7 protein-coding genes are annotated in these 13,195 nt (G+C 55.8%); 3 read left to right on the forward strand and 4 right to left on the reverse strand.

The genetic code is table 11. The features are described from left to right. Positions 1–4: 4 nt before the first annotated feature. Both B4O97_RS12205 and B4O97_RS12210 read right to left on the reverse strand, forming a co-directional pair. Positions 5–3,409 carry an alpha-amylase family glycosyl hydrolase gene (locus tag B4O97_RS12205; RefSeq protein WP_083051174.1) on the reverse strand — a complete coding sequence of 1,135 codons (3,405 nt, stop codon included), beginning with the start codon at positions 3,407–3,409 and terminating at the stop codon, positions 5–7. Continuing rightward, positions 3,375–7,781 carry an acyl-CoA dehydratase activase gene (locus B4O97_RS12210; protein ID WP_083051176.1) on the reverse strand — a complete coding sequence of 1,469 codons (4,407 nt, stop codon included), beginning with the start codon at positions 7,779–7,781 and terminating at the stop codon, positions 3,375–3,377. The genes B4O97_RS12205 and B4O97_RS12210 overlap by 35 nt, the downstream gene beginning before the upstream one ends. A gap of 294 nt (positions 7,782–8,075) precedes the next feature. Between B4O97_RS12210 and B4O97_RS12215 the strand changes: the two genes are divergently transcribed. The 3 genes from B4O97_RS12215 to ptsP all read left to right on the forward strand — a co-directional run bounded on the left by B4O97_RS12215 (position 8,076) and on the right by ptsP (position 11,262). After that, positions 8,076–8,606, forward strand: coding sequence for an SHOCT domain-containing protein (locus B4O97_RS12215; RefSeq protein WP_143305668.1), 531 nt, complete (start codon positions 8,076–8,078; stop codon positions 8,604–8,606). Between the two features lie 72 nt (positions 8,607–8,678). Beyond that, positions 8,679–9,299, forward strand: coding sequence for a class I SAM-dependent methyltransferase (locus B4O97_RS12220; protein ID WP_083051180.1), 621 nt, complete (start codon positions 8,679–8,681; stop codon positions 9,297–9,299). Positions 9,300–9,336: 37 nt separating this feature from the next. Beyond that, on the forward strand, positions 9,337–11,262 hold the full coding sequence (gene ptsP, locus B4O97_RS12225; RefSeq protein ID WP_083051181.1) for a phosphoenolpyruvate--protein phosphotransferase: 1,926 nt from the start codon (positions 9,337–9,339) through the stop codon (positions 11,260–11,262). Between the two features lie 69 nt (positions 11,263–11,331). On the opposite strand, the gene B4O97_RS12230 is transcribed toward ptsP, so the two are convergent. Then, positions 11,332–12,453, reverse strand: coding sequence for a sensor histidine kinase (locus tag B4O97_RS12230; protein WP_083051183.1), 1,122 nt, complete (start codon positions 12,451–12,453; stop codon positions 11,332–11,334). Continuing rightward, positions 12,450–13,148: a response regulator transcription factor gene (locus tag B4O97_RS12235; RefSeq protein WP_083051185.1), complete on the reverse strand. Its 699-nt coding sequence runs from the start codon at positions 13,146–13,148 to the stop codon at positions 12,450–12,452. Before B4O97_RS12235 ends, B4O97_RS12230 begins: the two co-directional genes overlap by 4 nt. Positions 13,149–13,195: the final 47 nt, after the last annotated feature.

Consider the following 13,195-nt stretch of genomic DNA (forward strand, 5'->3'; position numbering starts at 1 on the left):
CCCCTCAAGGGTGGTCTTTCAAGGAGGAATCACCCATTTTTTTCTCCTCCCCCTCCTCCCTGTTCAGGAGATCGATCAGCCGTGTGAGCCTGAAGGATGAGCGTTCCTCACACTCGAGCCAGGTATGCAGGGTGTTGAAGAGCGAGTCGATCCGGGGATGGGCCTTGGCCCCCGGTTTTTCGGTCAGCTGTACGACGGCAATGCAGAAGAACCACCAGAGCATATCCTCGAAGCGATCCTTGTTGAACCAGAGAATGTTGTTGTAACGGTTAACCAGCAGAAAATCCTGTATCTCCTGTTCATGAAGAAGTTCCGCCAGGTAGCGGTTGCCATCCCGGTCCCGAACACTGAGGTGCCAGTTCTGGTAGGAGGTAAGCAGCTTGACAAGGCTCACGGCATAATCCGCCTTGGGCCAGCTCAAACCGGCATGGCTGAAGATATCCCTCAAGGGGGTCCCAAGATGCCAGTCGTCGATGAGGGAACGGGAAACCCCGGGGTTCGAGGTCTCACCGAAGGCCCCGCTCAAACCGTGGGTAAGACACCAGGCGGCGAATACCGATGGAGCTTCGGGGCGCATCTCGAGGCCCCGCTGAAGGTAGCCCCTGAAACCTGCCAGCTCTTCCTCGATGTCTCCCCGGGAGGAGAGATCGAAGGTCGCGATCTGCAGTACCGCCCGGGCGGCGGAGGGCATGACGTTCCGGGGCGGGTGTTTCTTATCCGATGCCGTGCTGAGAAAACTGCGGTAATCCTCCGCCCAGGAGGCAAGAAAGCCGGTTTCCGGTTTTTTCTGGTTGAACATGGCCTCCTGAAAGACGGCGATAATCTCCGGGCGCAGGGTTCTGGCCAGTTCCTGATGCAGGGGTTTCATGTGCATGAGCCGGATTTCCCGGTCTATTCCGGAGCAGCCTGAACCCTTCAGCTTCTCGGCTATACTGCGGTAGCTTCCATCGGGATCATCGGCAACGATACGCATATCGAGATAGACCTGGCAGCCGTAACCCGGAAGCACGGCGTCAAGACCCCGGCGGGCCAGATCACGACAGTTCCGTATAAACTCCAGGTCCGTGGCATGCTGACGCATGATGAGCCAGCGCCGGGGGTTGTCCGGTACTCCCAGGGCCTCTCCAAGGCTGCGCCTGTGCAGCTCTCCGTCCCGTTCCTTGTCCCGGTAGGGAACGGAGGTCCGGATGCTTCCGGCGGCACTCTCCAGGCTGTTGTTGTAGAGCACCAGGGCAACTTCGTCGCCTGAGCGGTTGGTATAGGCAAAGACGTTCTGGTTGACTCCGCTGGGCCCGATAAAGTCGAAAAGGGTGAACTCTTCGGATTCAGCGAACAGGGCCCGCCGTTTGAGGAGGGGAAAAATCTCCTGTTCGTGGCGTTCAATCAGCTCCTGATTCGGGCTTTCATCCTTGTAGGCACGGCTGTACTCCATGCCGTACTTTTCGCTGAAGCCCTCGATCTGGCCGTGGCCGAACATGGGGAGACCCGGCATGGTGACCAGCAGGGTGCAGATACCGAAATATTTGTCGCCGCTGCCGTACTGGGCCAGGGCGGTTTCCTCGTCGGGATTGTTCATGAAGTTGACGAAGCGCTTGAGAATTTCCCGGTCGAACTCCAGGGTGTTCTTCAGGGTGCTGCGGTATTTATCGTTTTCCTCGTTTTTGAGCATGTTCATGAATGCGGAGTTGTACACCCGGTGCATGCCCAGGCTGCGCACGAAATACCCCTCCATCATCCAGAAGGCCTCCGCCAGCAGCAGAGTTCCCGGTACCTCCCGGGCGACCCGGTCCACAACTTCCCGCCAGAACTCCTCCGGAATGGCCCGTTCAAAATCGGCCTGAGAGAGGGCATGCTCCGCCCGGGACGGGATAGATCCTCCTTCGCCTGGTTCCGGGAACCAGAGCCGGCGTATATGCTGTCTGGCCAGGGTCATGGCCGCATCAAAGCGGATTATGGGGAAATTCCCGGCTACCTTGAGAATAGTCTGCACCACCGCTTCCCGGACCCCGGGATTCAGGTAGTTGAGCTGGGCTGTGTCGTTCCAGGGCATGTGGGTGCCGTCGTTTCCATGGTAGATATAGCGAACCCGGCCTGTGGAATCCTCCACGTGTTTGAAGACCACCGCAGCATCGCTGTGATCGAAGTAGTGGTCCTCCAGACAGGTTGTGTACCCTTCACGGGATGCGAGGTTCTCCCCGGAGAAGCTGTAGGAGGGATAGGGTGATACCGGTACCTGGAGGTAGTACTCCGGGTGTTCATAGATCCAGTCAGCGTCTATACCGGTATGGTTGGGAACCATGTCGCTGGCAAGGCGAAGGCCGAACCTGGCTGCCTTTATGCGCAGCGCCTCCAGGGCTTTTTCTCCTCCCAGTTCGGGACTTATGCGGTACGCTTTCAGGGAGTAGGCGGAGGCCTCGGCCTGGGTATTGCCGAAGAGGTGCTTGATCCGTTTGGAGGCTCCGCTGCGTTCCCAGATACCGATAAGCCAGAGGGCGGTAAAGCCCCGCTCCGCAAGAAGGGAAAGCTCCTGATCGGGGATGTCGTCCAGGTGTGTGTAGTTCCTGCCGTATTTGACGGAGAGCTGGTGCAGCCAGACCAGGGTGTTTTTGGCTATCATCACCACCATGGGCATCCAGGCCTGGTCGGGACTGAAGCCCTCGAAGTCTCCCTCTGAATAGGAGTAGGGGTGCTGTTCCCCCGGTCCGCCGCCGAACCAGGGTCGCTCCTCCTCCGCCAGAAAGTCGAGGCTGCTCAAAAGGGGAATGGTCAGCTCGCTGACAAGGTCGCTCCAGTTCTCCCGGATGTAGATGAGCTGTTCCCGCACCGAACGGGGATGGAGAGTCAGGGGACGGCGCAGCATCTGCAGCAGGGATTCTCCGGATTCAGCCTGGGCGGGAGGAATGAACAGGGTATCCGCTGCATTTATCAGGCCGGCGTAGGCGCTGTTCCGGGTAAGTTGAGTGTCATCGATGAGTTCCCGAACCCTCTCCGCCGCGGGATTCTCGTTGCTCAGACGCAGAAGGATCAGGTCCGCCAACAGTTCATGGGTCTCCCGGGGACCGTCGGGCTCGGCGGGAAACTCCCTGTTCACCAGCTCCGTCAGTTCCCGGAGCTGCCGTTCATCTCCGGAATCCGGAAGGATCCTCCGGATACCCTTTTCCGAAAGGGTATCTCCCTCTCCGGCCTGTTTTCTTAGGATAAGCCGGTAGATTTTCTCCAGCATTCCCAGTCCGTAAAGCTCTCCGGCTCTGAGTATTTTTTCCGGATCGATTTCGTCTCCCCGGGAGGAGTTTACCAGGTGGCAGATGGAGCGGACGGCGTGAAAACTCGAAAGATCCGGCCGCCCTGCGGAGTCCAGGAGGGGACTCCCCAGTTTATAGGTCTTGCGGGATTGCTTGTTGATTATCATGATAACTTGGTACTCCTGGGCTCCGTTTTTCCAGCTCTCGTGCGTTTATTATCAGCATCTGCAGCCTGTTCTCCACGTTGGCAAGACTGGTATCCGGATCAAAGTCGAGGGAGAGAACCTGAATGTGGGGGAGCTTCTTTTTTACCGATTTGATTATTCCCCGGCCGGTAATGTGGTTCGGCAGACAGCCGAAGGGCTGGATTATAACGAAGGAGTTGACCCCCCGCATACTCTGATCGATTATGTCAGCCGGAATCAGCCAGCCCTTCCCCGAGTTGAAGACCGGGTCTACGAGACCGTCGATGTGCACTGCAAGATCATCGTACCTTTCCCTGGTTTCAAAGAAGCGAAAGCTCCGGTTGATCCCTTCCATAAGGCTGATACCCCAGTCTATCAGATTGTCAGTGGCGATGGATTCCAGGGCTTCGAGAAAAGGAAAGCGCACGTGAAAGCGGCGCATGGACTGCCGAACCGTGGAGGCGTCCTTCTTGAATACGTCGATCATGGGGGGCATGACTACCTCCATGCCGTTTTTCTCCAGGTACTCCTCGATGTGGGCGTTGGAAACGGGGTGGTAGTTGATAAGGATCTCTCCGATGACAAATACCCTGGGCTTCCGCTCCCCCTCCACAAGGGGAATGCGGTTAAAGGCCGTCACAGCCGACCGGTACTCCTCCAGGGCGGCCCTGGTTCCCCGTTCAAAGCCCTGTTGGACACGTTCCAGCCAGTACCTGTGGGTCCTGTCGGTTTCGCCGGAATTCTGTTCATAGGGTCGAAGGCGCCGGGCCATGCCGTCCAGGCTGTCACCGATAAGGATGGCCCAGAGCATGCGGTACTGGAAGCTAATGCCGAGTTTGAGTCCCGGGTGTATCCCCTTTTTATCCTTTCCGGTGGTTATAATGGGTACCTGCGGGTACCCGGCGTCGTCCAGGGCTTTCCGTGCCACCGTCGCGTACTGGGCCAGTCGACAGTCGCATTCGAAATGGGCCAGGCCCAGGGCGAAATCGTCGGGACGACCCGAGGCCTCGATATGGGCCAGGGCTTCTCCGATATTCAACTGGGCGGGAAAACACATATCGTTGTGGACATATTTTTTTCCCAGTTCCACTGCCCGCTCGCCGGCAAGTTCCATGGGGATGGCTCTGTATCCTTCTCTGCGGAGTACCGCGGCGGTGAGCCGGGTAAAGGTGGGGGAGAGGTTGGGAACCAGGATCGTTTTTTCGCTCCGATGTCCCCTGGTGTACTTGGCTGGAAAGGGGTCCGGAAGCTTGTGTGTGGCCGTATTTTTTCCTGTCCGCACCCGTTTTGCCCGGACCGTTTCGACAAAGGATTTGATCCGGATGTTCAGGGGGCCTGGTACATCGCTTTCGTCCAGTTTCAGCACCAGGGGATCCTTGTTCCCTCCCGCCTTCATGATACGTATGATCTCGTCGGAGATAACCGCGTCATGCCCGCAGCCGAAACTGACGATCTGAACCAGTTCCAGGGCGGGATGTTCCGCGGCAATCAGGGCGGCTTCGAACATGCGCACGTGAAAATTGATTGCCGTCTCACCCCGTACCCCCGAAAGATCCACCTCGTTGAAGCCGGGCAGGCTGTCCACGGTGAGGACGGGGATTCCGTGGCGGGTGAAAAAGCGGGAGAGGTCGTGGTTGACCAGAAAATCGTTATGGTAGGGTCTTCCCGCCAGTACCACGGCGAAATCCCCTTTTTCTTCGCTGCTGCGGATAATCTCCCTGCCTTCGTTCTGCAGGGTCTGCCTGAACTCGCCCTGGGCCCTGTCTGCTTCGGCAATGGCCTGCTTGAGCACCTGTCGCGGGATGTTGTAGGTGGAGGCAAAGTAGTCCGCCAGCTGCCTGTCCCGGGACCGGAGGTCGTACCAGTGGAAGGCCGGGGTATCCATGGGGATTCCGTGGAGGATGGCCGGTTCGTGGCTCTCCTTGAGGATCAGGGGATAGCCCTGGACCACGGAACAGAGGTAGTTGGAGACGGCGCTTTTGTTTTCCGACTCCATCCGCAGCATCATGGGCATGAAGATGCGGTCCACCCCTTTTTCAATCAGGTCCATCAGGTGGCCGTGGGCTACCTTGCCGGGAAAACAGGCGGTATCCGAGGGAACATAGCGCAGTCCCGCTTCATAGAGTTTACGGGTGCTCTCCCGGGAAATTTGCACCTTGAAACCCAGGGAACTGAATAGGCTCCGCCAGAAGGGCATGCTGTGCCAGAACTCCAGAACCCGTGGAAGGCCGATGGTATAATTCTTGGGAGGGCTGAGCTCCCGGGTTTTGTAATCAGCAAAAAGGAGCTCCCGCCTTCTGCGCATCATGTCTGGAACGGTGTCCAGTTTTTGACTGGCGGCCTTGAGTTTTTCCCTGACTCCGGGATCTTTTACGTCCCCGATTATCTGTCCCCGTTCGCAGCGGTTTCCGGTTATAAACCTCGATCCGTCAGCAAAGCTGACCAGGGTCCGGCTGCAGTTATTGGAACAGAAGGGGCAGATGTGCCCCGGTTCCTTGGTAAAGGAGAAGTTGGCAAGGCCCTCCTGTCCGATAAATCTGCTTTTTCCGGAAAGATTCTGCTTCTTTGTCAGCAGGGCAATACCGATGGCACCCATCTCTCCGGGGAAAGGGGCCCGGGTTATCCGCTTGCCCGAGTACTGCTCAAAGGCCCGCAGAACCGCGTCGTTCTTGAAGGTCCCGCCCTGAACCACCACCGAGTCTCCCAGGGCGTCCAGGTTTGATACCCGGATGACCTTGGTAAAAACGTTCTCGATAATCGACTTGCAGAGACCCGCCATAATATCCTCCGGGGTCTTGCCGTTCTTCTGTTCCGTGATTATCGAGGAGTTCATGAATATTGTGCAGCGGGAGCCGAGTTTGGCAGGGGCGGAGGAGGAAAAGGCCTTTTCCGCGATCTCCTCCACCGGGATCTCCAGGGAGTTGGCATAGGTTTCCACGAAGGAGCCGCAGCCGGCGGAACAGGCCTCATTGAGGACGATGCCGGTGACGATTCCGCCGGTGAGGGAGATTGCCTTCATGTCCTGGCCGCCGATGTCGAGAATGAAACTCGCCTCCGGCTGGTAGTGGAGGGCGGCTTCTGCATGGGCCACGGTTTCCACGGTGTGATAATCCGCCTTGAAGGCGGCGGCGAAGAGCCCTTCTCCGTAGCCGGTGCTGCCGGCGCCGAGGACCCTGAGCTTGACTCCCTGGGCTTCAAAGTGACGATAGCAGTCAAGCAATCCCTGCTGTACTACCGTCAGGGGATCTCCGTTATTGCCGGAATAGAAGCGGTAGACCACCTCTTCCTCTTCGTTCAGAAGGACGAACTTCGAGGTTGTGGATCCTGCATCTATACCCAGATATACGGAAAGCTCCGTTCCCGCGGGATGGGCTGGGCTTCTGAAGGCTGTGAGAGGATATCTCCGGTGGAATTTTTCCTTCTCTTCAGGGGAGGAGAAGAAGGGAACCGCCTCGAAATCCCGTTTGTCGGCGTATTCTCCCTGGGGACGGGCCAGAGCCTTCATGGCCTCGATCTCCTGGTAGCGGTTTTCATCATCTCCGAACATGATTCCCACCGAGAGGGCGGTGCCGTAGGCTACAATCACCTCCGGCCGCTCCGGCAGAATGATCTCGTGCTCCTTGAGTCCGAGACGTTCGGCAAAAACCCGGATCAGCACCGGATTAAAGGTCAGGGGACCGCCCTCGAATATAACGGGCGGGACGATCTCCATACCCTGGGCGAGACCGCCGATGGTCTGTTTGGCAATGGCGTGAAAGGTTGAGAGGGCGATGTCCTCTTTGGATACCCCCTGGTTCAAAAGGGGCTGAATATCGGTCTTGGCAAATACCCCGCAGCGCCCGGAAATGGGGTAAACCGTCTTTCCCCGTTCGGCGTAACTGTTGAATTCCGTGGAGGTAATCTTTAACAGGGAGGCGACTTCGTCAATAAAGGCTCCGGTACCGCCGGCACAGGAGCCGTTCATGCGCATGTCCGAGGCCATCAGCCTGCCGGTGTTCTCGTCGTGGTGGAAAAAAACGACCTTCGCGTCCTGTCCGCCCAGTTCAATGGCGACCCTGGTCCGGGGAAAGAATTCCCGTATGGCCAGGGAGTTGGCCACCACCTCCTGAATGTAGTGTCCGTTTACGGCCTTGGCGATGATCCGCCCGCCGGATCCGCAGACGGCCACGTTGAAATCGGCTCCAGGAAAGAGCGCATGGGCTTCTGCCAGCAGTTCCCTGGCGCAGGCAGCCTGCTTGGCCCCGTGACGACGGTATACGGCGTGGAGAAGTTCTTTTGTTTCAGGGTCGACAAGGGCAATTTTAAGGGTAGTGGATCCGACATCAAGTCCGGCCCAAATTTGAGAACGGGACATTGTTTTTCCTCTTGCCTGCCGATGATAGTAATTATTCCGGTTTTTGTCGAGCAGTCGGGTCTGATTCCGCGGTAATGCAGGATTCTCCGGCAACGTTTTCCGGAATAAAAAGTATGGCAGATTCTATCTGTCAGTCTATTATGCAGAGGGTCAGACGTGAGAATACTAATGAAAAAATTTGTAACATAAATGTAATACAGGCTTCAGATTTGCTTCATAAATATTCCTTAGATTGTACTTGAACACCGGGAGGAAGAATCCCGGATGAAAGATGTGTTCTGGAGGATAGTAAGTATGAAACGCTACTTTTTTGTTTTTTTTGCCGTGTTTATTCTTGTTTCCGTAGCCGTCTGGGGCGATTCTGATACCCATGATCAGAGCATTGCGGATGTGGAGTCTGAAATCAGGGACGTCCTGGGACTGACCATGACCGAAAACATAAATCCGGAAAAGGTTCCTGACAACCTGATGCTCGAACTTGGTGACGCTGTAATGGCCAGTCATGTCGGCAGTGGAGCGCAGCACGAATGGATGGACCGGATGATGGGCGGAGAAGGCTCCGATTCGCTGGACTCTGCACACCGGTGGATGGCTTTCCAGTATCTTACCGGCGGCTATGGTGCTTCTGGTATGGGGGGTTACGGTATGATGGGAGGCGGCATGATGGGCGGCGGCATAGGCCGCGGCTGGGGCCTGATGAGCAATTCGGGGGTAGAGAATTATTCCAACCCCTACAATTCGCCCGAGGACATCCTCAAGCGGCGCTATGCCGCCGGAGAGATTACCCGGGAACAGTATCAGCAGATGCTCAAGGATCTGCAATAATGCCCCTCCTGCCGGGGGTAACGCGCATCAGCCACGTAACCCCCGGCTTTTTTCATTACCGGAGCACCCTGTATGAAATCCGATCAGGAACGTATACAACGCCGATATGACCGCATAGCGCCCCTGTACGATCTGCTTGAGCGCCCCATGGAAGCCAGTTTTGTGGCATGGAGAGTGCAGCTTCTGACCAAGGCTGCCGGCCGTGTTCTGGAAGTCGGCGTCGGCACCGGCAAGAATCTTCCCTATTATCCGCCCGATGTATCGGTAACGGGAATCGATTTCAGCCGCGAAATGATTGAACGAGCCCGGTCCCGGGTGGAGAGTCAGGGTCTGGATAACGTGACCCTCATTGAAATGAACGCGGAAGAGCTTTCCTTTGAGGATAACAGCTTTGACACAATAGTCAGTACCTGTGTTTTCTGCTCGGTGCCGCTACCGGTAAACGGGCTGCGGGAGTTGCAGAGAGTCTGCAGGCCCGACGGGAGAGTCCTCATGCTCGAGCATGTCAGGAGTGAGGGACCTGTTATGGGTCCCCTTATGGATTTCCTGAACCCCCTTCCCCTCTATCTGTATGGAGCCAACATAAACCGCCGGACTGTGGATAATCTGCTGCAGGCCGGTTTTCAGCACATAGAGGTAACAAACCTGTGGCGCGATATCGTCAAACAGATAATTGCCCGTCCGGGCGCATGAGTTCTTCGTACCCCGGTGCGGAAGGATATACGATACTATGAATGACAACCTACTGAAGCAACCACAACGTTATGTTCTTGCAGGTACCGACATTGCAGGCGGGCCTTCCGTGGCCGGCATTCTTGTTTCCGGCGTTTCCGGACCTGAAGGCTTCTCGAAGGAAAAAAAGTTTACATCGACTACATCCGGTGCAGAAGAAGAGAAGTATAGCATTGAGACGGAAATTGCCCTGCTTGGGGATGAAGTTCGTTCCATGGCGGAAATACTGAACCGGGAAGGTTTCGAGTCGGAGTCGAAAATACTCGATACGCATGTTCTGATGCTTGAGGACGAAGGAATAAAGTCCAGACTCATGCACCGAATTGAGGAGTACGGAGAGTCTGCAGAGGAAGCGGTGGTCTGTGTATTCGGAGAAATGAAAGATCGCCTGCTGGAATCGGATAATGCCCTGATACGTGAACGATCCGCTGATGTTGAGGATCTGATGCAGCGTCTTAAGTCTCGATTATCCGGAATTGAGCAAATCCGGGAATTGCCCGTCCCGGTAAGAAACGCCTCCCTGGTGCTTGTTTTTCCAGAACTCTTTGTATCGAATGTTGTGGAGGCTCGAAACGCCGGTGTTGCGGCGATTATCGTTGAGTCCGGAACAGGATTTTCCCACGCTGCCATCATGGCGAAAGCATTCGGGATACCCGTACTTAGAGTCAATGGTATTGAAAAGCTGTATGAAGCGATGGGCGCAATAGTCGTGGTGGATGTGGAAAACGGTCGACTGGTGATACATGCCGACGAAGACGACATTTCGTCAGCTGCACTGGCATCCGCAACTGCGACGGATGAAGCATATATCGACTCGCCCCTGAATATATGGCTCAATCTTGTTGATACGGATTCACATCCCCCGGAATCGTTACATGGCGATACTATAGCGGGAATCGGGCTCTTTCGGAGTGAGTCTCTGCTTACCGAGCGATTGTCAGGATTCCCCAGCGAAGAAGAACAGTACGCAGTCTATCTACAGCTCTGCAGACGGTGGAAGCGTTATCCCGTTACTATCCGCATGTTTGATATCGGTGGCGACAAGACCGTACCGTATTTTTCACTGGGACCACAGGATAATCCTTTTCTGGGACTGCGGGCCCACCGACTGTATCGCTTTCATCCGGAGCTTTTCATGAATCAGGTCCGGGCAATTCTTCGAGCCGGTATTGAGTGTTCTGATCTTCGTATTCTTTTCCCGATGATAGAAACAGTTGAGGAGCTCAAATATCTGCAGGAACTGCTGGCGTCTGCGATGGAAGAAATGAAGCAACAGGGAACGGCGTATCGTCATGACGTTAAACAGGGAGTATTGATTGAAGTTCCTTCCGCTGTATGGATTCTGAAAGATCTACTGGAACGGCTGGATTTCATCAGCGTCGGTACCAATGATCTGTTGCAGTACCATTTTGCAGTTGATCGCGGTAATATTAATGTGAGTAATTACTACCAACCCGAGCATCCGTCAGCTCTTCGGATGCTGAAATATATTGCTGACGCTGCATCGGAATCCGGGAAGCAGATTACTCTCTGTGGAGAGATTGCAGCGGATCCGTATCTTGTTCCTGTACTTTACGGTATGGGGTTCAGGGATCTCAGTGTCGACTTCCATGCCGTTAATTCTGTCCGGCTTTCCGTGCCTGAAGGTTCAAGCGACGGGTTGGAGAATATTGCCGCCCGTTGTGTGTCCGCATCCTCAATCGAGGAGGTACACGCGATCTTGGACGAATCGGGAGGTTCTGATCGCTTGAAGCCTCTCGACCACAGTAATCGGGGGACAGGATTCATTGATCCTGTTTGTGGAATGGTAGTCCACAGGCAGGAAAATCTATACTCGTTTACTACGGACAGGGAGACGTACTTTTTTTGTTCGCCGGAATGTTTAGAGCAGTTTTCCCGTAAACCTGAAAGGTATATACGCTAATTCATGCAAGAAATCGACCTTGAGGATTTGCTTTCTCCGGATGAACGATGACGAGTTGTTCCGGACTCATCAGGAATCTGAATCTATGGGAAGGGTTAAGGTAAAGGTGCTGCCGAAGCCGGGCCCCCGGCTGTCTGCGGTAATAGTGCCGCCGTGGGCGCGGGCCAGGTGGATCGCGATGGTCAATCCGATTCCGCTGCCTCCGTGGGCCCGGGCCCGGGAAGAATCGACCCGGTAGAAGCGGTCGAAGAGATGCGGCAGATGTTCCGGCGCAATTCCTATGCCGGTATCCTGGATTGAGAACCGGAGATGAGAGTTGAGGAGGCTGCATTTGAGCCGTACAACTCCACCCTGGTTTGTGTATTGCAGCGCGTTGCCGAGCAGGTTGATCAGGATCTGCAGTACCCGTTCACTGTCCATCCTGATATGTGGCAGGTTGTGGGATACTTCCACGACAAGCTGCACGCCTTTGTCTTCAAACTGGGATTCCAGCCGGGATACGGTACGACGTATGAGCTCCGCCGGATTGGTCTGCTCGAGATCTAGCTGAATAATCCCCGCTTCCGCCTTCGAGAGCTGGCTCAGTTCCTCGGTCAGGCGCTGCAGCCGGGATGTTTCTCGCTGGACATCGAGGAAGGTTTCGGTATCCGGAGAAAGCACCCCGTCGATAAGCCCCTCCATCATGCTGCGGATTCCCGTCAGGGGTGTCTTGAGCTCATGGGCGAGGTTCCCGATCAGCTCCGTACGTCGGCGCTCGGTTCCTTCCAGGATTTCCGCCATCTGGTTAAAACTCAGGGCCAGTTCGCCCAGCTCGTCATTCCATTTGGTCTGTATCCTGTCGCTGTAATTGCCGTCCGCTATGCGTTTGCTTGCTTCCATCAGGGACCGGATGGGGCTGACGATCCTCCAGGCAATGAAACTGCTTGCCAGTACCGCGGCAACAGAGGCTACAACCCCGGAAATGAGAAGAATCTCATTGCTTGCCGCCAGAAAATTTCTGCGCAGGTCCTCCGCCATTGCATTATCCGGTCCCAGAAGGATCCGCATGTGTTCCATGTGGTGCAGAAACGCGTTGGGCGCCTGAATCCGGGATGTAACTACCAGAACCAGGCTGCCGACAACAACGATCAGAATGTGCGAAAGGAAGAGCTTCCAGCCCAGCAGGTGAGGTACGGGTTTCCTGATTTTCATGCGTTTGCCGCCTCAAAACGGTATCCGGCGCTGCGCACCGTCACGACAATGCCGGCGGAGGCCGGATTATCCTCTATTTTCTGCCGCAGGCGCCGGATGTGAACATCCACAACACGCTCATCGATGTAATAGTCGTCCTTCCACACATGCTCGATGAGCTGGTCCCGGCTGAGCACTCTGTCGTGGTTGGTTGCCAGGACATGCAGCAGATCGAATTCGATCGGTGTCAGCTGCAGCAGCCGGTCGTCCTTCCATACTTTTCGCCCCGCCGGATCGATGGTAATCCGGGAGAACCGGATTGACCGGTCCCCCTCGCTGGTCGAATGCCGTTCACGGCGCTGGAGTACCGTTACCCGGGCTGCCACTTCCCGTGGACTGAAGGGTTTGACAACATAATCATCGGCACCCATCCGCAGTCCGAGGAGCCGGTCCGTTTCGTCTCCCCGGGCGCTCAGCATCAGAACCATGACGGAAGATTCCTGCCGTATGCGGCGGAGCACCTCTATGCCGTCGATCCCGGGGAGCATGACATCCAGAATTATTACCGAGGGCGTGAACCTGCGCATTGCAGGAAGAACCTCGTTGCCGTGGGAAACTTCCTCTACCTCATACCCCTCGTTTTCCAGGTACGCCCGCAGGGATTTCCTGATTGCCGACTCGTCGTCGACAACCAGTACCCGCTTTTCCGTCTTCATAGCGTTACTCATCCCCGCTCAGGAGAAATTGACTCCGTCTACCGGCC

This window comes from Marispirochaeta aestuarii, from assembly GCF_002087085.1.
Lineage (GTDB): Bacteria > Spirochaetota > Spirochaetia > JC444 > Marispirochaetaceae > Marispirochaeta > Marispirochaeta aestuarii.